Origin of the sequence: Cellulomonas xiejunii (assembly GCF_024508315.1) — a bacterium.
Classification (GTDB): Bacteria; Actinomycetota; Actinomycetes; order Actinomycetales; family Cellulomonadaceae; genus Cellulomonas; species Cellulomonas xiejunii.
The window spans coordinates 2,994,939-3,019,307 of the sequence record NZ_CP101987.1 but is presented as its reverse complement, the minus strand read 5'-3'; the positions used below and the strand labels follow the sequence as shown (position 1 = coordinate 3,019,307).

Annotated in this window: 21 protein-coding genes; 16 read left to right on the top strand and 5 right to left on the bottom strand. The window is 74.4% G+C overall.

What is annotated here, in order from left to right:
* The first annotated feature begins 11 nt into the window (after positions 1–11).
* A complete protein-coding gene (locus NP048_RS13815) occupies positions 12–293 on the top strand; it encodes a DUF4229 domain-containing protein (RefSeq protein WP_227576197.1) in 282 nt (93 codons plus the stop codon).
* A 28-nt stretch (positions 294–321) separates the two neighbouring features.
* On the opposite strand, the gene NP048_RS13810 is transcribed toward NP048_RS13815, so the two are convergent.
* Together NP048_RS13810 and menE are read right to left on the bottom strand one after the other, a co-directional pair.
* A complete protein-coding gene (locus NP048_RS13810) occupies positions 322–1,191 on the bottom strand; it encodes a 1,4-dihydroxy-2-naphthoate polyprenyltransferase (RefSeq protein WP_227576196.1) in 870 nt (289 codons plus the stop codon).
* Between the two features lie 47 nt (positions 1,192–1,238).
* Complete coding sequence (gene menE, locus NP048_RS13805) at positions 1,239–2,384, bottom strand: o-succinylbenzoate--CoA ligase (protein WP_227576195.1); 1,146 nt, start codon at positions 2,382–2,384, stop codon at positions 1,239–1,241.
* A 252-nt stretch (positions 2,385–2,636) separates the two neighbouring features.
* Between menE and NP048_RS13800 the strand changes: the two genes are divergently transcribed.
* Entirely contained in the window at positions 2,637–3,722 is a 1,086-nt protein-coding gene (locus NP048_RS13800) for a DUF3048 domain-containing protein (RefSeq protein ID WP_227576194.1), read from the top strand.
* A gap of 158 nt (positions 3,723–3,880) precedes the next feature.
* Complete coding sequence (locus NP048_RS13795) at positions 3,881–4,072, top strand: hypothetical protein (RefSeq protein WP_227576193.1); 192 nt, start codon at positions 3,881–3,883, stop codon at positions 4,070–4,072.
* A gap of 34 nt (positions 4,073–4,106) precedes the next feature.
* On the opposite strand, the gene NP048_RS13790 is transcribed toward NP048_RS13795, so the two are convergent.
* Complete coding sequence (locus tag NP048_RS13790) at positions 4,107–5,090, bottom strand: 1,4-dihydroxy-2-naphthoyl-CoA synthase (protein WP_227576192.1); 984 nt, start codon at positions 5,088–5,090, stop codon at positions 4,107–4,109.
* Positions 5,091–5,185: 95 nt separating this feature from the next.
* Here NP048_RS13790 and NP048_RS13785 point away from each other — a divergent pair, with 95 nt between their 5' ends.
* From NP048_RS13785 to NP048_RS13775, 3 genes are all read left to right on the top strand, one after another.
* Positions 5,186–6,142 (top strand): o-succinylbenzoate synthase, encoded by a 957-nt coding sequence (locus NP048_RS13785; RefSeq protein ID WP_227576191.1) that lies wholly within the window; start codon positions 5,186–5,188, stop codon positions 6,140–6,142.
* Positions 6,142–8,076, top strand: a complete 1,935-nt coding sequence (gene menD / locus NP048_RS13780) for a 2-succinyl-5-enolpyruvyl-6-hydroxy-3-cyclohexene-1-carboxylic-acid synthase (protein ID WP_431355887.1) — start codon at positions 6,142–6,144, stop codon at positions 8,074–8,076. The genes NP048_RS13785 and menD overlap by 1 nt, the downstream gene beginning before the upstream one ends.
* A 136-nt stretch (positions 8,077–8,212) precedes the next feature.
* A complete protein-coding gene (locus NP048_RS13775; protein ID WP_227576189.1) occupies positions 8,213–9,730 on the top strand; it encodes a S1C family serine protease in 1,518 nt (505 codons plus the stop codon).
* A 208-nt stretch (positions 9,731–9,938) separates the two neighbouring features.
* Here NP048_RS13775 and NP048_RS13770 read toward each other — a convergent pair whose 3' ends face one another.
* Both NP048_RS13770 and NP048_RS13765 read right to left on the bottom strand, forming a co-directional pair.
* Positions 9,939–11,264, bottom strand: a complete 1,326-nt coding sequence (locus tag NP048_RS13770; protein ID WP_227576188.1) for an isochorismate synthase — start codon at positions 11,262–11,264, stop codon at positions 9,939–9,941.
* A gap of 61 nt (positions 11,265–11,325) precedes the next feature.
* Positions 11,326–12,375 (bottom strand): TRM11 family SAM-dependent methyltransferase, encoded by a 1,050-nt coding sequence (locus NP048_RS13765; RefSeq protein ID WP_227576187.1) that lies wholly within the window; start codon positions 12,373–12,375, stop codon positions 11,326–11,328.
* 114 nt (positions 12,376–12,489) lie between these two features.
* On the opposite strand from NP048_RS13765, the gene NP048_RS13760 reads away from it, so the two are divergent.
* The 10 genes from NP048_RS13760 (at position 12,490) to nuoH (ending at position 24,314) form a co-directional block, all read left to right on the top strand.
* Positions 12,490–13,182 (top strand): demethylmenaquinone methyltransferase, encoded by a 693-nt coding sequence (locus NP048_RS13760; protein ID WP_227576186.1) that lies wholly within the window; start codon positions 12,490–12,492, stop codon positions 13,180–13,182.
* 248 nt (positions 13,183–13,430) lie between these two features.
* Positions 13,431–14,732: a geranylgeranyl reductase family protein gene (locus tag NP048_RS13755; RefSeq protein ID WP_227576185.1), complete on the top strand. Its 1,302-nt coding sequence runs from the start codon at positions 13,431–13,433 to the stop codon at positions 14,730–14,732.
* A gap of 69 nt (positions 14,733–14,801) precedes the next feature.
* Complete coding sequence (locus NP048_RS13750; protein WP_227576184.1) at positions 14,802–15,164, top strand: NADH-quinone oxidoreductase subunit A; 363 nt, start codon at positions 14,802–14,804, stop codon at positions 15,162–15,164.
* Positions 15,165–15,239: 75 nt separating this feature from the next.
* Positions 15,240–15,791 carry a NuoB/complex I 20 kDa subunit family protein gene (locus tag NP048_RS13745; RefSeq protein ID WP_013117933.1) on the top strand — a complete coding sequence of 184 codons (552 nt, stop codon included), beginning with the start codon at positions 15,240–15,242 and terminating at the stop codon, positions 15,789–15,791.
* Positions 15,788–16,723 carry an NADH-quinone oxidoreductase subunit C gene (locus tag NP048_RS13740; protein WP_227576183.1) on the top strand — a complete coding sequence of 312 codons (936 nt, stop codon included), beginning with the start codon at positions 15,788–15,790 and terminating at the stop codon, positions 16,721–16,723. The genes NP048_RS13745 and NP048_RS13740 overlap by 4 nt, the downstream gene beginning before the upstream one ends.
* The gene (locus tag NP048_RS13735; protein WP_227576182.1) at positions 16,723–18,075 is read left to right on the top strand and encodes an NADH-quinone oxidoreductase subunit D; all 1,353 of its coding nucleotides are present in this window, start codon (positions 16,723–16,725) and stop codon (positions 18,073–18,075) included. Before NP048_RS13740 ends, NP048_RS13735 begins: the two co-directional genes overlap by 1 nt.
* Positions 18,075–18,956, top strand: coding sequence for an NADH-quinone oxidoreductase subunit NuoE (gene nuoE, locus NP048_RS13730; protein WP_227576181.1), 882 nt, complete (start codon positions 18,075–18,077; stop codon positions 18,954–18,956). Before NP048_RS13735 ends, nuoE begins: the two co-directional genes overlap by 1 nt.
* Positions 18,956–20,290, top strand: coding sequence for an NADH-quinone oxidoreductase subunit NuoF (nuoF, locus tag NP048_RS13725; RefSeq protein WP_227576180.1), 1,335 nt, complete (start codon positions 18,956–18,958; stop codon positions 20,288–20,290). The genes nuoE and nuoF overlap by 1 nt, the downstream gene beginning before the upstream one ends.
* The gene (locus NP048_RS13720) at positions 20,287–22,941 is read left to right on the top strand and encodes an NADH-quinone oxidoreductase subunit G (RefSeq protein WP_227576179.1); all 2,655 of its coding nucleotides are present in this window, start codon (positions 20,287–20,289) and stop codon (positions 22,939–22,941) included. The genes nuoF and NP048_RS13720 overlap by 4 nt, the downstream gene beginning before the upstream one ends.
* Positions 22,938–24,314, top strand: coding sequence for an NADH-quinone oxidoreductase subunit NuoH (nuoH, locus tag NP048_RS13715; protein ID WP_227576178.1), 1,377 nt, complete (start codon positions 22,938–22,940; stop codon positions 24,312–24,314). Before NP048_RS13720 ends, nuoH begins: the two co-directional genes overlap by 4 nt.
* Positions 24,315–24,369 lie beyond the last annotated feature (55 nt).

The window sequence follows — 24,369 nt, the reverse complement described above, 5'->3', positions numbered from 1 at the left end:
CGCTGGGGAGCGTGCCCGTCGCCATCTACTCCCTGCTCCGCGCCGCACTGTTCCTCGCCGCCACCGGCCTGCTCTGGTGGGCAGGCATGCAGTCGTGGCTCGCGCCCCTCCTCGCCGCCGTGATCGCCTGGGGCCTGTCCTACGTCCTGCTGACCCGGCAGCGCGACGCGGCCGCGCTGCACCTCGCGCAGCGGGCCGAGGAGCGTCGCGCCCGCGGCGGCCTCGGGACCCGCGCCCGGCAGGACGCGGAGGCCGAGGACGCGGCGACGGGCGGAGCGCCGGAGGACCGCTGAGCGACGTCAGGACGTGTCGCCCCCGACGTCAGAGCGACAGGCCCAGGCCGAGCAGCATGCCGAACGCGAGCTCGAGCATCCCCGTGCCGCCGAGCACCGGGACGAGCGCGATGCCGCGGGCGCCCGCGATCACGACCCCGGCCAGCAGCACGGCCGGCCCCAGGAGCAGCAGCACGAGCAGCGACCACGGCGCGACGACGGCGCACGCCGCGCCCAGCAGGACGGGCAGCACGACCATCACGGCGTACAGCCGCCGTGCGCGGTGGTCGCCGACCCGCACCGCGAGCGTGCGCTTGCCGGCGAGCACGTCGGTCGGCACGTCACGCAGGTTGTTGACCATGAGCAGCGCGCAGGCGAGCAGCCCGATCGAGACCGCGCCGAGCACGGCGGGCCACGTGACGTACCCCGCCTGCGTGTACGTCGTCCCCAGGACGGCGACGAGGCCGAAGAACACGAACACCCCGACCTCGCCGAGGCCCAGGTAGCCGTACGGCCGCTTCCCTCCCGTGTACGTCCACGCGGCGACGACGCACAGCACGCCGACGGCGGCCAGCCACCAGGCGCCCGTCAGGACGATGAGCCACATGCCGAGCACGCCGGCCACCGCGATCGCCAGGAACGCGGCGGTGCGCACCTGGTGCGGCGGGGCCGTGCCCGACGCCGTCAGGCGCAGCGGTCCGACGCGGTTCAGGTCGGTACCGCGGACCCCGTCGGAGTAGTCGTTGGCGTAGTTCACCGCGACCTGCAGAGCGAGCCCCACGCCCGCGGCGAGCAGCGCCCGTCCCCCGTGCGCCGCGTCGACCTGCGCGGCCGCGCCCGTCCCGACCAGGACGGGCGCCACCGCGGCGGGCAGCGTGCGGGGCCGTGCACCGGCGAGCCATTCGGAGGCGGTGGCCATCATGCTCCTGTCATGGGAGGGCGTCGGGCGGCGCCCGCGCGGGTGGGTCAGCTTGACGAGGTCATCAGCCGGGTCGCGAGCCGGGCGACCGCGCGGCGGTCCGGCTTGCCGGGACCGCGCAGCGGTAGCTCGTCGACCACCAGGACCTGGCGGGGCGCGCTGGCCGGCCCGAGCGTGGCGGCGACGGCCGTGCGGACCTGCGTCAGCGGCGGTGCCGTGCCGTCCTGGGTCACGACGACGGCGACGACCGACTGCCCCCAGTGCTGGTCGGGCACGCCGACCACGCAGACCTCGCGCACGCCCGGCAGACCGCTGACGACGACCTCGACGGCGAGCGGGTCGACCTTGACGCCCCCCGTGACGAGCACGTCGTCCAGGCGTCCGAGCACGTGCAGCACGCCGCCGTCGAGGCGTCCGCGGTCGGCGGTCCGCAACCAGCGGCGCCCGGCGCGGCTCGTGAACGTGGTGGCGTCCAGGTCGGGGCGGTGCAGGTAGCCCGTCGCGAGGACCGGTCCCGCGAGCGCGATCCGCTGCTCGGCGTCCACCGTCACCGTGACGCCGTCCAGCGGGCGCCCGTCGTACACGCAGCCGCCGCACGTCTCGGTCATGCCGTAGGTCGTGACGACGCGCAGCCCGGCGTCGCGGGCCCGCGCCAGCAGCGGCGGCGGGCACGCGGCCCCGCCGACGAGGACGGCGTCGAACGCACGGGTCGCGGCCGTCGCGTCCGGGTCGTCGAGCACGCGGACCAGCTGCGTGGGGACGAGCGACGTGTAGTGCGGCCCTGGCCCGTCGGTCGCGGCGTGCACCGCCTGCGTGAACACGCGCGCCCGGAACGGGCCGGCGGGGATCGTCTCCAGGGGCCGGTCCGCGAGCAGCGCACGCAGGATCACCTGGAGCCCGGCCACGTGGTGCACGGGCAGCGCGAGCAACCAGGACCCGGGGCCACCCAGTCGGGCGGCCGTGGCGTCGCCGGACGCACGCAGCGCCGCGGCCGACAGCATGACGTCGCGGGGGCGGCCGGTCGATCCGGAGGTGCGGACGACGAGCGCGACCTCGGCGGGCACGTGCCCTGCCGCTCCGGGGGAGGGGTCGTCGAGAGCCCGCACCGCCGGGCCCGTGCCGTCCAGCGCCGCGGTCAGTGCGGGCACGAGCTCGCGCGCCCGAGCGGGCACGTCGCGCAGCGGCCGGTCCACCCGCACAGCCTAGGTCGTCCGTCCCGCCGTTCGCGCCGCGGGCCGGCGGACCCGGCACTGCGGGGGTCGCGCGAACCGGTACGGACCGCCGCCGACGTTCCCGACGAGCGGCGTGAGCGTCGTAGAGTGTGGCGCGATCCGGCGGACCGGGGCGGTTCCGCTCGGGCGCAAGCCAGGTCGCGCGGTGGCAGATGGCCGCAGCGGCGGGGGACGGGAGCGAAGATGGCAGCGACGGTGGCACGCAGGGGTTCGATGCGCAGGGGTGCGGTGCGCACGGGTCCGCCACGCGCGTGGCGGGGCCGGGCCGGTGCCCTGGTGGCCACCGGTGCGCTCCTCGCGCTCGCGGCGTGCGGGTCCCCGGCGGCGGCGCCGGCACCCACCGTCACCGCCCGCGCCGACGTCGCCGCCGACAAGCAGGCCGTCCCCGCGCCGGAGGTGCCGTCGACGTGGCCGCTCACGGGTGTGGAGGGCGCGCCCGACCCGCGCCCGGCGATCGGCGTGAAGATCGAGAACACGTCCGCCGCGCGCCCGCAGTCGGGTCTCGACCAGGCCGATGTGGTCTGGGAGACCATCATCGAGTTCGAGGTCTCGCGGCTGGTCGCGGTCTTCCACTCCCAGGCCCCCGAGCAGGTGGGCCCGATCCGGTCGGTCCGACCCATGGACCCCCAGATCGTGGCGCCGCTGGGCGGCATGCTCGCGTTCTCGGGCGGGCAGCCGGGGATCGTCCAGCTGGTGGCCGCGTCGGGAGTGCAGCAGATCTCGCACGACGCCGGTGCGCCGGGCCTGGAGCGCGTGCGCACGCGCAAGGCCCCGCACAACGTGTACGGGTCGCTCGCCACGTGGTGGGGCATCGCCGAGGCCGGGCGCACCGCACCGGCCGAGCAGTTCGGGTTCGCGCGCAGCGCCGACCGCGCGGCGGCCGTGACCGCGGGGACCCCCGCGGGGACGCTCGCGTTCCGCCTCTCGGGCCAGTCGCAGCCGACGTGGACCTGGGACGCCGGCACGGGCACGTGGCTGCGGTCCGAGGGCTCGACGCCCGCGACGGCCGCGAACGGTGCCCGGCTCTCGGCCGTCAACGTCGTCGCGATCACCGCGTCGCACCCGAACACGGGGTACGGCGCGCAGGGCGGTGCACCCGTGCCCACCTACGAGCTCGTCGGCTCCGGGGACGCGGTCATCGCGACGGGTGGCAAGACGGTCGCTGCGCGGTGGCAGAAGGACGCGCAGGACCAGCCGATGCGGCTGCTGCTGCCCGACGGGTCCGAGGCGAGCCTCGCGCCCGGCAACACGTGGGTCGAGCTGGTCCCCGCCGGGAAGGGCTCGCTGACGATCTCCTGACGGGTCCGCGGCCCCGCCGCGATACCGGGGGATGACAACGGTGGCCGTCCCGTCGTCCTCACGGTGGAGGCGGTGCGACCCCGGGGGGGCGGTCGGGCCGTCACGGACCGTCCTGGGGGGCGACGCGACTGCTCCCCGGCACCGGCGACGCTGGGGGCATGGCCGCACACACCCCGCTCCCCGTCACCGTCCGTCCGGCGTCGTCGCGTCGCCGTGAGCCCGAGGACCACTCGGTGCGCTCCGCCGTCGCCGTCGTGGTCGCCGGGGTCGTCCTGGTCGCGCTGCTCGTCGGCGGAGGCGCGATGGCCGCGACGCTCCTCGACCTCTCGACCTGGGTGGGGACCTCCTGACGGCACGTCGCGACGCCGCCCGACGGGCACCGCGTCAGTACGCGTACGGGAATCCCGACCAGTCGGGGTCGCGCCGCTGCAGGAACGCGTCGCGCCCCTCGACGGCCTCGTCCGTCATGTACGCCAGGCGGGTCGCCTCCCCGGCGAAGACCTGCTGACCGGCCAGCCCGTCGTCGGCCAGGTTGAACGCGAACTTCAGCATCCGCACGGCCTGCGGCGACTTCGTCGCCAGGATGCGCGCGTACTCCAGGCCCGCGTCCTCGAGGTCCGCGTGGGCGACGACGTCGTTGACGGCGCCCCACGCGAGGGCGTCGTCCGCCGAGTACTCCCGCGCCAGGAAGAAGATCTCCCGCGCGCGCTTCTGCCCCACCTGCCGTGCCAGCAGGGCCGAGCCGTAGCCGCCGTCGAAGGACCCGACGTTCGCGTCGGTCTGCATGAAGCGCGCGTGCTCGCGGCTGGCGATCGTCAGGTCGGCGACGACGTGCAGCGAGTGCCCGCCGCCGGCGGCCCACCCGTTGACGAGCGCCACGACGACCTTCGGCATCGTCCGGATGAGGCGCTGCACCTCGAGGATGTGCAGGCGGCCCGCACGGGCCGGGTCGACGGCTGCGGCCGTCTCGCCGTCGGCGTACCGGTAGCCGTCGCGCCCGCGGATCCGCTGGTCCCCGCCGGAGCAGAACGCCCAGCCGCCGTCCTTGGGTGACGGGCCGTTGCCGGTCAGCAGCACGGTGCCGACGTCGGACGTCGTCCGGGCGTGGTCCAGGACCGCGTACAGCTCGTCGACGGTGTGCGGGCGGAACGCGTTGCGCACCTCGGGGCGGTCGAACGCCACCCGGACCACCGGCAGGTCACGCTCGGTCGCACCGGCCGCGGCCTGCTCGGCCGTGGGCCGCGCGCGCCCGCGGTGGTAGGTGATGTCGGTGAGGTGCTCGAACCCGGCGACCTCGCGCCACCGCGTCGGGTCGAACGTCTCCGAGACGCGCGCGGGCAGGGGGGCGGGGCTGCCGTTCTCACTCACGCCACCACCCTAACGACGCCCCCGCGGACACCCCGCCACCTCGCCCGCCCGCGGCGGCGGTCGGCGCAGGTGCGCGTGCGGCTTAGCCTGGGGACGTGGGTACGGAGCCGGACGTCGTCGTGTGGGACGTGCCGCTGCGCACCCGCTTCCGCGGTCTGACCCGACGTGACGGCGTGCTCGTGCGCGGCGACGCGGGGTGGGGCGAGTTCAGCCCCTTCTGGGACTACGACGACACCGCCGCGGCGCGCTGGTGGCGCGCGGCGCGCGAGGCCGCCGACGACGGCTGGCCGGCGCCGGTGCGCACGCACGTCCCCGTGAACGTGACGGTCCCTGCGGTCGACCCCGCGCACGCCCACCGCATCGTCACCGGGTCCGGGGGGTGCCGCACCGCGAAGGTCAAGGTCGCGGAGCCCGGGCAGCCCGCCGGCGCCGACGAGGCCCGGCTCGAGGCCGTGCGCGACGCGCTCGGTCCGCACGGCGCGATCCGTGTCGACGCGAATGCAGCCTGGGACGTCGACACGGCCGTGAGGCGCCTGGCGGCTCTCGACCGTGCCGCCGGGGGCCTGGAGTACGCCGAGCAGCCCGTGCCGGGGGTCGACGACCTCGCGGCCCTGCGGCGCCGTACGCACGTGCCGCTCGCGGCGGACGAGGCGGTGCGACGCACCGACGACCCGCTCGCGGTCGTCCGGCGGCACGCGGCCGACGTGATCGTCCTGAAGGTGCAGCCCCTCGGTGGCGTGCGCGCCTGCCTGCGGCTCGCCGAGCAGGCCGGTCTGCCCGTGGTCGTGTCGTCGGCGCTCGAGACGTCGGTCGGGCTCGCCGCAGGTCTCGCCCTGGCCGGCGCGCTGCCCGAGCTGCCGTACGCGTGCGGTCTGGCCACCGCGGCGCTGCTCGCCGACGACCTCGTGAGCGACCCGTTGCTGCCGCGCGACGGCGCGATCGAGGTCCGGCGCCCCGAGCCGTCCGCGGCGCTGGTGGGCGCGGCGGCAGCACCGCCCGCGCTCGTGGCGCGCTGGGGCGGCAGGCTCACCGCCGTGCGGGCTCGGGCATGATGGCGGACGTGACGCCCGAGGACCCGCCCGCCCGCCGCCGGCAGCGCCGCGACGCGACGGCCCTGCCGGGCGACGGCGCGCGTCCGCCGTCGCCGGCCGTGGCGGCCGCCCGGGTCCTGGTGCAGGCCCTCGCGGCGCTCGGCGTGCGGGACGTCGTGCTCGCGCCCGGGTCGCGCAGCGCGCCCCTCGCGTACGCCTTCGCCGACGCCGCCCGTCCCGACGACGAGCGCCCCGCCGGGGCGCCCGCGATCCGGTTGCACGTGCGCGTCGACGAGCGCGACGCGGGGTTCCTGGCGCTCGGTCTGGCCAAGGCGTCCGCGCACGCGGGGCTGCGCGGGCCGGGTCCCGCCCGCCCGGTCGCGGTCGTCACGACGTCCGGCACGGCCGTGGCGAACCTGCACCCCGCGGTCCTCGAGGCGCGCCACGCCGGCCTGCCGCTCGTGCTGCTGACGGCCGACCGGCCGCACGAGCTGCGCGGGACCGGCGCCAACCAGACGACCGAGCAGGCGCAGCTGTTCGGGTCCTCCGTGCGCCTCGCGGTCGACGTCCCCGCACCGAGCGGTCTGCCGGGTGAGGACCGGGACCTGCGCCGTGTGGTGTCGCGCGCCCTGGCTGCCGCGACCGGTGCCCGCACGGGCGACCCGGGGCCGGTGCACCTCAACCTCGCGTTCCGCGAGCCGCTGGTGCCGGGCGACGAGCCGTGGCCCACCGCCGCGGACGCCGGCCTGTCGCACGTCGGCGGGCGCGCGCAGCCCGCGGAGCAGTCGGCCGCGTCGACGGGCGCGGTCCCGCTCGTCGTCGAGGCCGTCGACGACGAGCGGGAGCGTGCTCGGCCGTCGCGGCGGGCGCGCGGCGCGGTCCCCACGGTCGTCGTGGCGGGCGACGGCGCGGGGCCCGGGGCGGCCCGCCTCGCGGAGGCGAACGGGTGGCCGCTCCTGGCCGAGCCGTCGTCCGGTGCGCGGCAGGGCCCCAACGCGGTCGGCGCCTACCGGCTCCTGCTCGCGGACGAGCGGCTCGGAGGGCGCGTCGGCCGTGTCGTCGTGCTCGGCCGCCCGACCCTGAGCCGACCCGTCCAGGTGCTGCTCGCGCGGCCCGACGTCGACGTGCTGGTCGTCGCGCCCCGTGGCACGGACTGGCCCGACGCCGCGCGCAACGCCTCCCAGGTGCTGCTCGAGGTCCCGTGGCGCATGCGGCAGGGCCGGGTCGGCGCCCCCGCGGGATGGCTCGACGCGTGGCGCACCGCCGACGCCGCCGCGCAGGATGTGCTCTCCGGCGTCCTCGACGCGCCCGAGGACGCGCGCCGGTCGCGCAGCGGTCCGCGTGTCAGCGGCTGGGCCCTGGCGCGTGCTGTGGCGCGTGCCAGCGCGCCGGACGACGTGCTCGTCGTCGGCTCGTCCAACCCGGTGCGGGACCTCGACCTGGTCGCCCGCTGGGACCTGGCGCCGCTCGTGCTCGCCAACCGGGGCCTGGCCGGCATCGACGGCACGATCGCCACGGCCACGGGCGTGGCGCTCGCGCTGCCGGACCGTCGCGTGCGCGCCTACCTCGGCGACCTGACGTTCCTGCACGACGTGGGCGGGCTGCTGCGGGGCCCGGCGGAGCCGTCGGTCGACCTGCAGATCGTCGTCTCGAACGACGACGGGGGCTCGGTGTTCACGACGCTCGAGCACGGCGCCCCGGAGCGTGCCGACGTGTTCGAGCGGGTGTTCGCGACGCCGCACGGGGTCGACATCGCCGCGCTGTGCGCCGCGTACGGGGTGCGGCACACGCGGGTCGTCGACACCGACGGCCTGCTGCCCGCACTCGCCGCGCCCGGGACGGGGATGAGCGTCGTCGAGGTGCGGGTGGACCGCGCGCACCGGCGCTCCCTGGGGGAACGTCTGGCGGCGGAAGTCGCGGCGGCCGTCGACAAGGCCTTGTCGCCGCTGTCCTGACCGCTGCGCGGGCCGTCTGCCCGGTCCTGACCGCTGCGCGGGCCGTCTGCCCGGCATACTCCCAGGAAACTCCCAGCCCCCTGGGAGGCCGATCTCAGGACGACGCGGTGTGATGGGATTCGACAAGGAGGCACCCATGACCACTTCCACCCCCGAGCCGCGGTCCGCCGCCGGAACCACCGGGCCGGACGTCCGCGCCACCCAGCCGCTCCCCGCCGCCGGCGCCACCCCGCCCGCCGGAGAGCCGCGTCTGACGCCCGCGGAGCAGTGGGCGCGCTACGAGACGGCCCACCGTGCCGCACCCGCGTCGACCGGGCACGCACCCGGTGCTGCCTTCGGCGCCACCACGACCGGGCCCGGCCAGGCGCCCCCGGGGGCGACCCCGCCGTCCGACCCGTGGGCGGCGCCCGCGGACCCGCAGCGCCGCAAGAGCTCGCGGACCTGGGCGTGGATCGCGTCCGCCGCGGTCGTCGGGCTGCTCGTCGGTGGCGGGTCGATCGCGACCCTCGACTACCTGGACCAGCCCGGCTCGTCCGACCGCGCGTCGTCGATCGCCGGCCTCGGCAGCTCCGACAGCGACAAGGCGCCCGTCACGGGATCGAGCGCGCAGGACCCGGACTGGCAGCGGGTCGCCGCAGCCGTGCAGGACTCCGTCGTCGCGATCGACGTGCAGACGCAGTCCGGCGGCGGCCAGGGGTCCGGCTTCGTCATCGACGACTCCGGGTACGTGCTGACCAACGACCACGTGGTCGCCGGCGCGCAGGGCAACGTCCGCGTGACGCTCACCGACGGCCGCATCTTCGAGGCCGAGGTGGTCGGCACGGACGCCGCCACGGACCTCGCGGTCGTCCGCATCCTCGACGCCCCTGACGACCTGCAGGCCGCCTCGCTCGGCAACTCCGACGACGTCAAGGTGGGCGACCCGGTGATGGCCGTGGGCAACCCCCTGGGGCTGGCCAACACGGTGACCACCGGCATCGTCTCGGCCGTCGACCGTCCGGTCTCCACGCAGGGCGTGGACGGTGCCGACGGTGCGGTGACGAACGCCATCCAGGTCGACGCCGCGGTCAACCCGGGCAACTCCGGTGGTCCGCTGTTCGACGCCACGGGGAAGGTCATCGGCATCACGTCCTCGATTGCGACGCTGAGCCAGGCGTCGGGATCCATCGGGCTGGGCTTCGCGATCCCCGTGAACCTGGCGAAGAACATCGCGTCCCAGCTCATCGACAACGGGCAGGCGGAGCACGCGTTCCTGGGCGTCACCCTGTCCGACGGCACGGCTACCGCCGACGGGATCACGCGTCGGGGCGCCGTCGTCGAGAGCGTCACCGAGGGCTCGCCCGCCGGTGAGGCGGGGGTCCAGCCCGGGGACGTCATCGTCGCGATCGGGGACGAGCCCGTGGGCGGCGCCGAGTCCCTCACCGCGTTCGTCCGGGCGATGTCCTCGGGCGACGAGGCCACGCTGACGGTCGTGCGCGACGGCAAGGCAATTGAGCTGGACGTCACGCTCGCCACGCGGCCGGACGACTTCGGCACGGCCCCGCAGCAGGATCAGGGCGACCAGGGCCAGGGCCAGGGTGGGTTGCCTGAAGGCATGACGCCCGAGGACCTCTGGGAGTGGTTCCAGCAGCAGCAGCAGCAGGGTCAGGGCTGATCAGGCCCGGGCGCGGCCCCCGCGACGGGGCCGCGCCCGAGCGCCGCGCCACGGCCGAGCGGCGCCGACCGCGTCACGTCCGCGGTGCCGGCGTCGCGCCGTGTGCGCGGTGCATGCACGGGCCCGCCGTGAGATCCCCCCTCTCGCGGCGGGCCCTCACGCGTCCCGTCGCTCGCGCTCCGCGCCCCGCTCCCGGGTCGCGACGACGTCAGGACAGCGCGTGACGCATGGGGTCGAGCTTCGCGCGTGACTCGGCCAGCTCGGCTGCCGGGTCGGACGCGGCGACGACACCGCAGCCGGCGAACAGCCGCAGGCGGCGCGGGTCGTCGCGGTCCACCTCTGCGGAGCGCAGCGCGATGCCCCACTCGCCGTCGCCGTCGGCACCGAACCAGCCGACCGGGCCCGCGTACCGGCCGCGGTCCATGCCCTCGATGCGCGTGATGAGCGCGCGCGCAGCCTGCGTCGGGGTGCCGCAGACCGCGGCGGTCGGGTGCAGGGCCGCGGCGAGCGCGAGCGAGGAGGGGTGTGCGTCGTCCCCCTGCGGTGCGGTCAGGACGCCGGTGACGTCGGACGCCAGGTGCAGCACGTTCGGCAGCGGCAGGACGAACGGCACGTCGGGGACGTTCGACGACGAGCAGAACGGTGCGAGCGCCCGCGCGACCGACGTCACGGCGTACTCGTGCTCCTCGAGGTCCTTCGACGAGTGCGCGAGGATCGCGGCGCGGCCCATGTCCGCGTCGTCGTCACCCGTGCGCCGGATGGTGCCCGCGAGCACCCGGGACGTGACGAGCCCGCGCTCCGAGCGCACTAGCAGCTCGGGTGTCGCGCCGATCATCCCGTCGACGCTGAACGTCCAGCACGAGCGGTACCGGTCGGCGAGCCGCTGCAGGGCCCACCGCACGTCGAGCGGGTGCTCCGTGCGGGCGTGGACCTCGCGCGCGAGCACGACCTTCTCGACCTCGCCCCCGCGGATCGCGGCGATCCCCCGCGCGACCACGTCGAGCCAGGCATCGGCGTCGACGGCGCCGTCGGTGTAGGTGACCTCGCCCGGCGAGGTCGGTGCGTGGTGGTGCGGGACGACGTCGCGCAGCCGCGGTGCGGGACCGAGCTCGCCGGCGGTGCTCAGGGTCGTCAGCCACGTCCGGCCGTCGCGGCGGCCCACGACGACCCGTGGCACGACGACGACACCGCCCGCGGGGGAGTCGTCGTCGAACGCGAAGGAGCCGAACGCGACCGGGCCGGTCCCCGGCAGCCGGACCTCGTCGCGGATGATCGCGTGCTCGAGGACCCGCTGCCACGCACGCTCGGCGGCCGCGAACCTGTCGGCGCCGTGCACCTCCACGCGGACGGCCTCGCCCCAGGCGACGAGCCCGTCGCCGCGGCGCACCCACGCGAGGGGGGCGTCGGGGCCGAGCAGGTCGAGCAGGTCGGCGGCGTCCGGGGCGTCACCTGTGGGGAGGTCGCACTCGACCGTGCGCACGAGCAGGGGGCGGGGGACGCCGCCGGTGACAGGGGTCTCGGGCGACGTGCTCATCGTCGTCCAGCGTAGGCCCTCGCGGGCCGCTGACCGGGTGCGGAGCGGTGCGACGCTCGTCTCAACGCGGCTTGCGGGCCACCACGACGTCGCGCTCGATGGCCTGGTCCACGCGGTGCGCCAGGCCGAGGAACGCCGGCCCGTCGAGCGGCTCCAGCCCGGCGTCGCGGAGCATCGCGACCAGGTCCTCGCGCGGGAGCACCTTGGTGTTCCACGACAGGCCCATCGCGCCGCCGCGGCGCAGCACGGTCGTCCACACCGGGATCGCGTCGGTGAGCAGGTCCCGCGGGGAGCGCGACGGCGTCCGCGGCCCGGTCACCGACCCGTGCTGGATGCCGTACGGCGCGTCCGCGACGACGACGTCGAAGAAGCCGGCGCGGTACATGCGGTCCGTGTCGAGCGTGTCGCCCTGCGTGATCTCGAGCGTCTGCACGTCACCGGCGCGGTACTCGTCCTTGGTGGCGGCGAGCTCGAACGTCGTGCGGCGGCCCAGGTTGCGGCCGGCGACCCGCACGCGGCTCGAGCTCGACCGGTGCTTGAGCCGCTTGTCCTGCAGCCAGCGCGCGGCGAACGCGGTGTACGCCTCGACGTCGCGCCGGTCGACGTCGACGCCGTACGCGTCCCAGCCGTACATCAGCGCCTGGTTGAGCGTCGTCCCGCGCCCGCACATCGGGTCGAGCACCCGCACGCGCGAGCCGAGGAACCCCTCGACCGGGAGCGCGGCTGCCGCCGTGAGGTTGAGCAGCAGCCGGGTGAGCTGCTCGTTCGTCTTGCCGATGTACTTGAGGATCGTCAGCAGGTCGTCGTCGTAGCGGTCGAGGCGCGGTGCGTCGAGCGGCAGCAGCGAGCCGTCGTCCCGCAGCTCGAACAGCGCGAACAGCGACGACAGGTTGGCCAGCACGCGCAGGTCGTCCACGGTGAGGTCCGGTGCGTCGAGCACGAGGTACGGGACACCGCCCAGCCTGCGCTCGACGGGACCACCCGCGGCGGCGACGCGGCCGCCCAGGAGCAGGTCGTCGAGCGCGAGCAGCTCGTTGCTCAGCAGGCGCGCGGCGTTCTGGGTGTACACCCGGTTCGCCGACGGCTGGACGAGGATCGCGTACTGCGGCATGGGTGGTGACGCCCCCGGGGGTCGGATCGGTGGCGCGACCCGGCGGCGCGCCCACGCCGCACGCTACCCGAGCACGGTGCGCGCCCGACCGCTCGGACCTGCGACCATGGGCGCATGCCTCGCGCCGCCCTCGACAAGGACCCCCGCGACGTCGCCGCCATGTTCGACGCGGTCGCGCACCGGTACGACCTGACGAACGACGTCATCTCGCTCGGGCAGGACCGCGCGTGGCGCAAGGCCACGCTCGCGGCGCTCGGCGCCGAGCGCGGCGAGACGGTGCTCGACCTCGCCGCCGGCACGGGGACGTCGAGCGAGCCGCTCGCGGACGCGGGCGTGCACGTCGTGCCGTGCGACCTGTCGACGGGCATGCTGCGCGTCGGCCGCCGCCGCCGCCCGGACCTGCCGTTCGTGGCGGGCGACGCGCTGCACCTGCCGTTCGCCGACGAGTCCTTCGACGCGGTGACCATGTCGTTCGGGCTGCGCAACGTGTCCGACGTCGACGCCGCGCTGCGCGAGCTGCTGCGCGTCACGCGGCCCGGGGGACGCCTGGTGGTGTGCGAGTTCTCCCGGCCGACGTTCGCGCCGTTCCGCACGGTCTACACCAACTACCTCATGCGGGCCCTGCCGCCCGTCGCGCGGGCGGTGTCCAAGGAGCCGGACGCCTACGTGTACCTCGCGGAGTCGATCCGCAGCTGGCCGGACCAGCGCGAGCTGGGCCTGCTGGTGCGGGGTGCCGGATGGGACAAGGTGGCCTTCCGCAACCTGTCGGGCGGCATCGTCGCCCTGCACCGCGCGACCCGGCCCTGACCTGCGAGGTGTGCGCTGCGCGGCGCTCGCGCCGGGGCGCGCCGGGTCCGGGGAGGATGGGTCACGCCGGTGCGTCCCGCGCAGGGAGCGGGACCGCGGGCGGTGCGTCGTGGCCGCTCGGGAGCCGGGCGCGGGACCAACGTCCGGCGCTGTCGCTGAGGTAAGCCAACCCTTCGCAGACATGCCCGGACGGGCTGGTTACACTCGCCGGGGTTGCACGTGAACAACGTCACAAGTGGGGTGGCAGGGTGGTCGGGACGATCGATGACGCGGACGTCATCGTCGTCGGCGCCGGTCCCGCCGGGTCCTCCGCGGCCTTCCACTGCGCCGCCGCCGGGCTGGACGTCCTGCTGCTGGAGAAGGCGACGTTCCCGCGCGACAAGATCTGCGGCGACGGCCTGACGCCCCGCGCCGTGGCCGAGCTGGTGCGCATGGGTGTGCCGATCCGCGAGCAGGACGGCTGGATCCGCAACCGCGGCCTGCGGGTCATCGGAGGCGGTCACCGCCTCGAGCTGCCCTGGCCCGAGCTGTCGAGCTACCCGTCGTACGGCCTGGCGCGGGCGCGCACGTCGTTCGACCAGATCCTCGCCGAGCACGCGCGTGCCGGCGGCGCGAAGCTGCTCGAGGGCACGGCCGTCACCGCCCCCGTGCGCGACGAGCGCACCGGTCGCGTCGTCGGCGTGCGGGCCAGGCCCGTCGCGACCGACGGGCGGCGCACCGTCGACGCGGGGGACGAGGTCGAGTACCGCGCGCCCGTCGTGATCGCCGCCGACGGCGTCTCGGCGCGGCTCGCGACGTCCGTCGGGCGCGCCAAGCGCGACGACCGGCCGATGGGCGTGGCCGTCCGCACGTACTTCCGCACGCCCCGCCACGACGACCCCTGGATGGAGTCGCACCTCGAGCTGTGGGACGGCCCCCCGGGCCGCTCGAACCTCATGCCCGGGTACGGCTGGATCTTCTCGCTCGGCGACGGCACCGCGAACGTCGGCCTGGGCTCGGTGAGCTCGACGGCGGCCGCCACCAAGGTCGACTACAAGGACCTGTTCGCCCGCTGGATGGCCAACGCGCCGCGCGAGTGGGAGTTCACCCCGGAGAACCAGGTCGCACCCGTGCGCGGCGCGGCGCTGCCCATGGGCTTCAACCGCGGCCCGCTCTACGCCGACGGGCTGCTGCTCGCCGGCGACGCCGCCGGGATGGTCAGCCCGTTCAACGGCGAGGGGATCGCCTACGGCCTGCAGGCGGGTAGGGTCGCGGCGGACGCGATCGCGCAGGGTCTGGCGCGCGGTTCGGCCGCTGGACGGGAGCGGGCGCTGGCGACGTACCAGCAGCGCATGAAGGACGATCTCGGCGGGTACTACACGCTCGGCCGGGTGTTCGTGCGGCTCATCGAGCACCCCCAGGTGATGCACCTGTGCACGCGCTACGGGCTGCCGCGCCCGCTGCTCATGAAGTTCGTGCTCAAGCTCCTGTCCGACTGCTACGAACCCCGCGGCGGCGACCTGGTCGACCGCGTCATCGCCGCTCTCGCCCGGCTGGCGCCCGATGCGTGAGGCGGCGAGCATGACCCACGTGACGCTGGGCCGCACCGGCCGGACGTCTTCGACGAGGAGGATCGCTCGATGAGCAACCCGTACGTCCCGCTCCTGGTGATGATCGGGATCGCGGCCGTCCTCGCCCTCGGTGGGGTCGGCGCGAGCGCGATCCTCGGCCCCAAGCGGTACAACCGCGCCAAGCTCGAGGCCTACGAGTGCGGCATCGAGCCCACGCCCCACGCGATCGGTGGCGGGCGCTTCCCGATCAAGTACTACCTGGTCGCCATGACCTTCATCATCTTCGACATCGAGGTCGTCTTCCTCTACCCGTGGGCCGTGGGCTTCGCGGAGCTCGCGACGTTCGGCCTCGTGGCGATGATGGTGTTCCTGCTGATCATCACGGTCCCGTTCGTCTACGAGTGGAAGCGCGGCGGTCTGGAGTGGGACTGACCCCCGGGGGCCCGGCGCAGCCGGCCCCGACACCTGCCAGGACGTGCAGCCGACCGACACCGAGGAGGGACTGACATGGGGATCGAGGAAGCGCCCTCGGGCTTCCTGCTGACGACGGTCGAGGACCTCGTCGGCTACTTCCGCAAGGCATCGCTGTGGCCGGTGACCTTCGGGCTCGCGTGCTGCGCGATCGAGATGATGGCCGCCGGCACCAGCCGGTACGACATCTCGCGGCTCGGCATGGAGGTCTTCCGCGCGTCGCCGCGCCAGTCGGACCTCATGATCGTCGCGGGACGTGTCAGCCAGAAGATGGCGCCCATCGTGCGGCAGGTCTACGACCAGATGGCCGGCCCGAAGTGGGTGCTGTCGATGGGCGTGTGCGCGTCGTCCGGCGGCATGTTCAACAACTACGCGATCGTCCAGGGCGTCGACCACATCGTGCCTGTGGACATCTACCTGCCCGGTTGCCCGCCGCGTCCCGAGATGCTGCTGCACGCGATCCTCGCGCTGCACCAGCAGATCCAGGACGAGCCGCTGGGCGTCAACCGCCAGGAGGCGGCACGCAAGGCGCAGGAGGCCGCGATGGCCGCGACCCCGACGTCGCACATGACGGGACTGCTGCGATGAGCGACGAGAGCACGAAGCCCTCCGAGGGCACCGACCCCACGACGGGCACCAAGCCGGTCGCGCAGTCCACGCCGGCGGAGGACGCGACGTCCCCCGTCGCCGACCGCCCGACGGAGGGCACCAAGCCGACGGCCGAGAAGGCCGACGCGTCCGCCGCGGTCAAGCCGGGGGAGCCCGCGCCCGCCGGGACGCAGCGCACGAGTGCCGCGGCCCTCGAGGCCGGGTCCCAGAACGTCCCGGCCGGCCTCGACCCGACGAGCCCGCGCACGCCGCTCGACATCGTCGACGTCCGCACCGGCATGTTCGGCGTGGCCGGCACCGGTGACACCTCCGGGTTCGGCGGTCTCGTGCGGACCGTCGCGATGCCCGGCCCGAGCGAGCGCCCGTACGGCGGCTGGTTCGACGAGGCCGTCGACGTCCTCACCGAGGTGCTCGACGAGTCCGGCACCGGTTTCGCGAACGCGGTGGAGGCCGTCGTCGTCGACCGCGGCGAGCTCACGCTGGAGGTCGCGCGCGAGCACCTCGTCGAGGTCGTGCAGGCCCTGCGCGACGACCCCGACCTGCGCTTCGAGCTCTCGCTCGGGGTCTCCGGGGTCCACTTCCCGCACGACGCGGGGCGCGAGCTGCACGCGGTCTACCACGTGGCGTCCGTGACGCACGGCCGCCGTCTGCGGCTCGAGGTCGCGGCGCCCGAGGGTGACCCGCACATCCCGTCCACGGTGGCGGTCTACCCCGCCAACGACTGGCACGAGCGCGAGACCTGGGACTTCTTCGGGATCGTTTTCGACGGGCACCCGGGCCTGGCCCGCATCGAGATGCCCGACGACTGGCCGGGCCACCCGCAGCGCAAGGACTACCCCCTCGGCGGGATCCCGGTCGAGTACAAGGGCGCGACCATCCCGCCCCCGGACCAGCGGAGGTCGTACAGCTGATGACCGCCCCCACGTCGCAGACACCCCACGCGACCCGCCACGTCCCGCTGGACGACACCGCGGGAGTGCCCTCGTTCGAGGCCTCCGGCGGCGACTGGTCCGACATCGCCGAGGAGGCCGCTCGCCTCGGCGAGGAGCGCATCGTCGTCAACATGGGCCCGCAGCACCCGTCGACCCACGGCGTGCTGCGCCTCATGCTCGAGATCGACGGCGAGACCGTCACCGAGGCCCGTGCCGGTATCGGCTACCTGCACACGGGCATCGAGAAGAACATGGAGTACCGCACCTGGACCCAGGGCGTGACGTTCTGCACCCGCATGGACTACGTCGCCCCGCTGTTCCAGGAGGCGGCCTACTGCCTCGCGATCGAGAAGCTCCTGGGCATCACGGACGACGTCCCCGAGCGCGCCTCGGTCATCCGCGTCCTGATGATGGAGCTCAACCGCATCTCCTCGCACCTGGTCTTCCTGGCCACGGGCGGCAACGAGCTCGGCGCCACGACCATCATGATCCTGGGCTTCACGGCCCGCGAGGAGATCCTCAAGATCTTCGAGATGATCTCCGGGCTGCGCATGAACCACGCGTACATCCGCCCCGGCGGCGTCGCGCAGGACGTGCCCCCGGGCGCGATCGACTCGGTCCGCGAGGGCCTCGTCAAGGTCCGCGGCTACATGCGCCAGCTCGAGGACCTCATGCTGGCCAACCCGATCCTGCACGCCCGCATGAAGGACGTCGGCGCGCTGAGCCTCGCGGCCTGCATGTCGCTCGGTGTCACGGGCCCGCTCCTGCGCGCGACCGGCCTGCCGTACGACGTGCGCAAGACCGACCCGTACTGCGGCTACGAGACGTACGACTTCGACGTCCCGACGCAGGAGGCCGCGGACTCGTGGGCCCGCCTGCTCGTGCGCGTCGAGGAGTGCTACCAGTCGATGCGGATCGTCGAGCAGTGCCTCGAGCGGCTCGCGAAGCCGGGACCCGTCATGGTCGCCGACAAGAAGATCGCGTGGCCGGCGCAGCTGGCCATCGGCACCGACGGCATGGGCAACTCGCTCGACCACATCAAGGAGATCATGGGCACCTCGATGGAGTCCCTGATCCACCACTTCAAGCTGGTGACCGAGGGCTTCCGCGTGCCCGCGGGCCAGGTCTTCCAGACCGTCGAGCACCCGCGCGGCGAGCTGGGCGTGCACCTGGTGTCCGACGGCGGCACCAAGCCGTACCGGGCACACTTCCGCGACCCGTCGTTCAACAACCTGCAGGCCGTCTCGATGATGTGCGAGGGCGGGCAGATCGCCGACGTCGTCGTCGCCGTCGCGTCGATCGACCCGGTGCTGGGAGGGGTGGACCGCTGATGTCCGTCGAGCACGCGGGCGCAGCAGCGCCCCACGAGCACGGCCGTGTCCCGGGTGAGCGGCACGCCGTCGGGTACGACGAGGAGACGCGCGCGCGGCTGACGGCCGACGCGCAGGAGATCATCGCCCGCTACCCGCAGGCGCGCTCCGCGCTGCTGCCGATGCTGCACCTGGTGCAGTCGGAGGACGGCTACGTGAGCCCGCGCGGCATCGCGTTCTGCGCCACGACGCTGGGTATCTCCACGGCCGAGGTGTCGGCCGTCGCGACCTTCTACACGCAGTACAAGCGGCACCCCAACGGCACCTACACCGTCGGGGTGTGCACCAACACGCTGTGCGCGGTCATGGGCGGCGACGCGATCTGGGAGGAGCTCTCCGAGCACCTCGGGATCGGTCACGACGAGACGACCGAGGACGGCGCGGTCACGCTCGAGCGCATCGAGTGCAACGCGGCCTGCGACTACGCGCCGGTGATGATGGTCAACTGGGAGTTCTTCGACAACCAGACGCCGGCCTCGGCCGTCGAGGTGGTCGACCGGCTGGTCGAGGGCGCACCCGTCGCGCCGACCCGCGGGGCGTCGAGCGTCTGCACGTTCAAGGAGATGAGCCGCGTCCTGGCGGGCTTCCCCGACGGGCGCGCCGACGAGGGCGTGGGCGCCGGTCCGGCGACGGTGCGCGGCACCGTGCTGGCCCGGGAGCGGGGCTGGACCGCCCCGTCGTTCGACGCGGACGAGCGCACCACCGCGACGGGCGCCACCCACGGCGAGCCGGACGCGGGCGAGGCGCAGTCGAGCGCCGAGCGCCCGGAGACGACCCCTGCCGACGTCTCGCCCGCCGGCGAGCAGCGCAAGCAGAAGTCCGACGACGCGAAGGAGTCGTGATGACGACCCTGACCCCCGTGCTGTCCGCGCACTGGGACGCGGACCGGTCGTGGAAGCTCGCCCGGTACGAGGCCGACGGCGGCTACCGCGGTCTGCGTCGTGCGCTGACCATGGCGCCTGCCGACGTCGTGACGGCCGTCAAGGACTCCGGCCTGCGCGGCCGTGGTGGCGCCGGCTTCCCGACCGGCATGAAGTGGGGCTTCCTGCCCGCGCCGGACGGCGGACCGCGCTACCTCGTGGTCAACGCCGACGAGTCCGAGCCGGGCACCTGCAAGGACATCCCGCTCATGCTGGCGAGCCCGCAGGACCTCATCGAGGGCGTGATCATCACGTCCTACGCGATCGGCTGCCACCACGCGTTCATCTACGTGCGCGGCGAGGTCGTGCACGTCTACCGCCGGCTCCTCGAGGCCGTGCGCGAGGCGCGCGAGGCCGGTTACCTGGGGACCGACATCCTCGGGTCGGGCTTCGACCTCGAGATCACCGTGCACGCCGGCGCCGGCGCGTACATCTGCGGTGAGGAGACGGCGCTGCTCGACTCGCTCGAGGGCCTGCGCGGTCAGCCGCGTCTCAAGCCGCCGTTCCCCGCGGTCGCGGGCCTGTACGCCCGGCCGACGGTCGTGAACAACGTCGAGTCCGTCGCGTCGGTGCCCGGGATCCTGGTCGGCGGGGCCGACTGGTTCACGTCGATGGGCACGGAGCGCTCGGCCGGTCACGGCCTGTTCTCCCTCTCGGGACACGTCACGCGCCCCGGGCAGTACGAGGCGCCGCTGGGCATCACGCTGCGCGAGCTGCTCGACATGGCCGGTGGCGTGCGCGAGGGCCACGAGCTGAAGTTCTGGACGCCCGGCGGCTCGTCGACGCCGATCTTCACCGCGGAGCACCTCGACGTGCCGCTGGACTACGAGTCCGTCGGTGCCGCAGGGTCCATGCTCGGCACGCGCGCCCTGCAGATCTTCGACGAGACGACGTCCGTCGTGAAGGCCGTGTCGCGGTGGATCCAGTTCTACAAGCACGAGTCGTGCGGCAAGTGCACGCCCTGCCGCGAGGGCACGTTCTGGCTGGAGCAGATCATGGGCCGCCTCGAGGCGGGTCAGGGCACCACGGCGGACATCGACCTGCTGCTGGACCTGTGCGACAACATCCTGGGCCGCGCGTTCTGCGCGCTCGGGGACGGCGCCACCAGCCCGGTGACCAGCGCCATCCAGTACTTCCGGGAGGAGTTCGAGGCGGGCACGCACACGCCCGCCGACGTCCTCTTCCCGCCGGAGCGCAGCTCGCTCTTCGACTACACGCCGCGTCGCAGCACGCAGCTGGCGGGGGTGCACGCATGACCATCACGACCCCGAGGGGCTCGTCGACCACGCCGTTGGTGCCGGCCGCACCGCCGGCCGCGCCCGCGGAGCCGTCGGACACCGTCACGTTCAGCGTGGACGGGATCGAGACGACCGTGCCGAAGGGCACGCTCGTCATCCGGGCCGCCGAGCAGCTGGGCATCCAGATCCCGCGCTTCTGCGACCACCCGCTGCTGGCGCCCGCCGGTGCGTGCCGCCAGTGCCTGGTCGAGGTGTGGGCCCCCGGGCGCGACGGCAACCTGGCGAAGATGCCGAAGCCGCAGGCGTCCTGCACGCTGCAGGCCACACCCGGCATGCAGGTCAAGACGCAGCACACGTCGCCCGAGGCCGACAAGGCCCAGCACGGCGTCATGGAGCTGCTGCTCATCAACCACCCGCTCGACTGCCCCGTCTGCGACAAGGGTGGCGAGTGCCCCCTGCAGAACCAGGCGATGAGCAACGGGCGCGCCGCGACCCGGTTCGTCGACGTCAAGCGCACGTTCCCCAAGCCGATCGCGGTCTCGACGCAGATCCTGCTCGACCGCGAGCGGTGCGTCCTGTGCCAGCGGTGCACCCGGTTCTCCGAGGAGATCGCGGGCGACGTGTGGATCGACCTGCAGAAGCGGGGCGCCGCGCAGCAGATCGGGACGTTCGACACCGAGGTCCTCGGCTTCACGGGTGACGCCCCGGTGGGGGCGTCGACGCTCGACACGAGCGGTCGGCCGTTCGCGTCGTACTTCTCCGGCAACACCGTGCAGATCTGCCCGGTCGGTGCGCTCACGTCCGCCGCCTACCGGTTCCGCGCCCGCCCGTTCGACCTCGTGTCCGCAGCCTCGATCGCGGAGCACGACGCCAACGGGTCGGCGATCCGTGTCGACCACCGCCGCGGCGTCGTCCTGCGACGCCTCGCGGGCGACGACCCGGCGGTCAACCAGGAGTGGGTCAGCGACAAGGACCGGTTCGCGTTCCACTGGCAGTCGGCACCGGACCGCGTCACGACGCCGATGGTGCGTCGGCGGCTGGCGGACGGCACGCGCAGCGAGCTCGAGCCGTGCTCGTGGACCGAGGCGCTCGACACCGCCGCGGCCGGGCTGCGCGGCGCGACCGTCGGCGTGCTCCCCGGTGGCCGCGTGACGCTCGAGGACGCCTACGCGTACTCCAAGCTCGCGCGCACCGTGCTCGGCACCAACGACGTCGACCACCGCGCGCGTCCGCACTCCGCGGAGGAGGAGACGTTCCTCGGGTACCACGTCGCCGGTCGCACGCTGCAGGTGACGTTCGGCGACCTCGTGGCCGCGCCGGCTGTGCTGTGCGTCGGGTACGAGCCCGAGGAGGAGGGCGGCATCCTCTTCCTGCGCCTGCGCGGCTCCGTCGTGGCCGGCCGCACGCGGGTGTTCTCGCTCGCCGCTCTCGCGAGCCGCGGCCTCGAACGGCTCGACGGCACGCTGCTGCCGGCGGCCCCGGGCACGGAGCCCGAGGTGCTCGACGCGATCACCACGGGCGCGCAGGACGTGCTCGGCACCACCGCCGAGGCGCTGGCCGCCGACGGCGCGGTCATCCTCGTGGGCGAGCGCGCGGCGACCGTGCCGGGCGCCCTGACCGCCGTGCTCCGGCTCGCGGAGCGCACGGGTGCCCGCGTCGCGTGGATCCCGCGGCGCGCCGGCGAGCGCGGCGCGGTCGAGGCGGGCACGCTGCCGACGCTGCTGCCGGGCGGTCGTCCGGTGAGCGACGCGTCGGCCCGCGTGGACGTGGCCGCCGTGTGGGGCGTCGACGACCTGCCGGCCGCACCGGGACGCAGCGCGGACGAGATCCTCGCTGCCGCGGCAGCGGGGCAGCTCGGTGCGCTCCTCGTCGGTGGCGTGGACCCGGCCGACCACGGCGACCCCGTGCTGGCTCGTGCCGCGCTGGCCGCGGTCCCGTTCCTGGTGTCGCTCGAGGTACGGCGCAGCGAGGTCACCGACCTCGCGGACGTCGTGCTTCCCGTGGCGCCGCCGGTCGAGAAGGCCGGGACGTACGTGACGTGGGAGGGGCGTCCGCGCCCGTTCGCGCAGGTGCTGACGACGACGCAGCTGTCGGACTTCCGCGTGCTCGACCGGCTCGCCGACGCGCTCGGGGCCGACCTGGGCCTGCTGACGCTGGCGGACGTGCACGCCGAGCTCGACCAGCTCGGTGGCTGGGACGGCGCGCGGGTCGAGCGGCCCGCGACGGGCTCGGACGAGCCGCCCGCGGTGCCCCCGGGCCACGCGGTGCTCGCGACGTGGCACCAGCTCCTGGACGCCGGTCGCCTGCAGGACGGTGAGCCGTACCTGGCGGGCACGGCGAAGCAGCCGGTCGCCCGCGTCTCGCCGGTCACGGCGCAGGCGGCGGGTGTGGCCGACGGCGACGACGTGGCTGTCAGCACCGACCGCGGCACGATCACGGTCCCCGTGCAGGTCACCGAGATGGCGGACCACGTCGTGTGGCTCGCGACGAACCCGCGTGGCGCCGCGGTGCGCGACGTGCTGGGCGCGGTCGGTGGCACGGTCGTGGCGCTCGCGCCGGTGGGCCGCAGCGACGCCCCCGGCGTCACGGCACATGCGGACTCCGGGCTCACCGGGGACGCTGCGGAGGCCGTCGCCGGCGTCCGCGTGGACGAGGAGGAGCGGGCATGAGCGTGCTGGCCACGGCGCTGGGCGCGCTGCCGACCGCCGTCGGCGACGGGGCTGTCGCCCCGGTCGTCGCGGACTTCAGCCAGGACGTGTTCTGGGTCTGGCTGCTCAAGGCGGTCGCGATCATCGTCTTCCTGCTGACCAGCGTGCTCATCGCGATCTGGTTCGAGCGCCGCGTCGTGGGTCGCATGCAGCTGCGGCCCGGACCCAACGTGCACGGACCTTTCGGCCTGCTGCAGTCGCTCGCCGACGCGATGAAGCTCCTGGTCAAGGAGGACGTCACCGTCAAGGCGGCCGACAAGCTGGTCTACATCCTCGCGCCGATGATCGCGGTGCTGTGCTCGCTGCTGGTGTTCGCGGTCATCCCGTTCGGACCCGAGGTGAGCATCTTCGGCGTCGTGACGCCGCTGCAGCTCACGGACTTCTCGGTCGCGGTGCTGTACATCCTCGCGTGCGCCGCGGTCGGCGTGTACGGCATCGTGCTCGGCGGCTGGTCGTCCAACTCGACGTACCCGCTGCTCGGCGGGGTCCGTTCCACCGCGCAGGTCATCTCCTACGAGCTCGCGATGGGCCTGTCCCTGGTCAGCGTGTTCATCATGGCCGGGTCGATGTCGACCTCCCAGATCGTCGACTCCCAGACGCAGGTCTGGTGGTTCCTGCCGCTGCTGCCCGCGTTCGTCATCTACCTCATCTCGATGGTCGGCGAGACGAACCGTCTGCCGTTCGACCTGCCCGAGGCCGAGGGCGAGCTCGTCGGCGGCTACACCACCGAGTACTCGTCGATGAAGTTCGCGTGGTTCTTCCTCGCCGAGTACATCAACATGCTCAACGTCTCGGCGGTCGCGACCACCCTGTTCTTCGGCGGCTGGCGTGCCCCGTGGCCGATCTCGGCCATCAACGACGGCATGTTCAACACCGGCTGGTGGCCCGTCCTGTGGTTCGTCGCCAAGGTCTGGCTGTTCATGTTCGTGTTCGTGTGGATCCGGGGCTCGGTGCTGCGGTTCCGCTACGACCAGTTCATGAAGATCGGGTGGAAGGTCCTCATCCCGGCCGCGCTCCTGTGGGTCGTGTGCGTGACGTTCGTCCAGGCCGCGCGCCAGCTGTGGGACGTGGACCTGCGCACGCTGCTCTTCTTCCTCGCCGGTCTCGTCGTGGTCGGGCTCGTCGCCTCGTTCCTCGTGCCGGAGAAGAAGCCGGAGCCGGCACCCGAGCCGACCGGCCCGCAGGAGTTCGACCCGTTCGAGAACGGCTACCCGGTGCCACCCCTGCCGGGGCAGGTCCTGCCGCCGTCCCCGCGCGCGCAGCGCCGCCTCGCGGCGACGCAGCCGACCGACCCGTCCGGACCCGAGACCCCGTTGGAGGTGCGCGGTGGCTGAGCAGCGCAAGAAGAAGCCCGCGTCGGGCGCACCGGCGCCCGGCGCACCCGGTCGT

Excerpts from the sequence above, each read along its gene's own strand:
- NP048_RS13735 (WP_227576182.1), top strand. The coding sequence starts at position 16,723 with ATGACCGCCCCCACGTCGCAGACACCCCACGCGACCCGCCACGTCCCG.
- menD (WP_431355887.1), top strand. The coding sequence starts at position 6,142 with ATGGCGGACGTGACGCCCGAGGACCCGCCCGCCCGCCGCCGGCAGCGC.
- nuoH (WP_227576178.1), top strand. The coding sequence starts at position 22,938 with ATGAGCGTGCTGGCCACGGCGCTGGGCGCGCTGCCGACCGCCGTCGGC.
- NP048_RS13760 (WP_227576186.1), top strand. The coding sequence starts at position 12,490 with ATGCCTCGCGCCGCCCTCGACAAGGACCCCCGCGACGTCGCCGCCATG.
- NP048_RS13720 (WP_227576179.1), top strand. The coding sequence starts at position 20,287 with ATGACCATCACGACCCCGAGGGGCTCGTCGACCACGCCGTTGGTGCCG.
- NP048_RS13770 (WP_227576188.1), bottom strand. The coding sequence starts at position 11,264 with ATGAGCACGTCGCCCGAGACCCCTGTCACCGGCGGCGTCCCCCGCCCC.
- NP048_RS13740 (WP_227576183.1), top strand. The coding sequence starts at position 15,788 with ATGAGCGACGAGAGCACGAAGCCCTCCGAGGGCACCGACCCCACGACG.
- NP048_RS13750 (WP_227576184.1), top strand. The coding sequence starts at position 14,802 with ATGAGCAACCCGTACGTCCCGCTCCTGGTGATGATCGGGATCGCGGCC.
- NP048_RS13810 (WP_227576196.1), bottom strand. The coding sequence starts at position 1,191 with ATGGCCACCGCCTCCGAATGGCTCGCCGGTGCACGGCCCCGCACGCTG.
- NP048_RS13765 (WP_227576187.1), bottom strand. The coding sequence starts at position 12,375 with ATGCCGCAGTACGCGATCCTCGTCCAGCCGTCGGCGAACCGGGTGTAC.
- NP048_RS13775 (WP_227576189.1), top strand. The coding sequence starts at position 8,213 with ATGACCACTTCCACCCCCGAGCCGCGGTCCGCCGCCGGAACCACCGGG.
- nuoE (WP_227576181.1), top strand. The coding sequence starts at position 18,075 with ATGTCCGTCGAGCACGCGGGCGCAGCAGCGCCCCACGAGCACGGCCGT.
- NP048_RS13745 (WP_013117933.1), top strand. The coding sequence starts at position 15,240 with ATGGGGATCGAGGAAGCGCCCTCGGGCTTCCTGCTGACGACGGTCGAG.
- nuoF (WP_227576180.1), top strand. The coding sequence starts at position 18,956 with ATGACGACCCTGACCCCCGTGCTGTCCGCGCACTGGGACGCGGACCGG.
- NP048_RS13795 (WP_227576193.1), top strand. The coding sequence starts at position 3,881 with ATGGCCGCACACACCCCGCTCCCCGTCACCGTCCGTCCGGCGTCGTCG.
- NP048_RS13800 (WP_227576194.1), top strand. The coding sequence starts at position 2,637 with ATGCGCAGGGGTGCGGTGCGCACGGGTCCGCCACGCGCGTGGCGGGGC.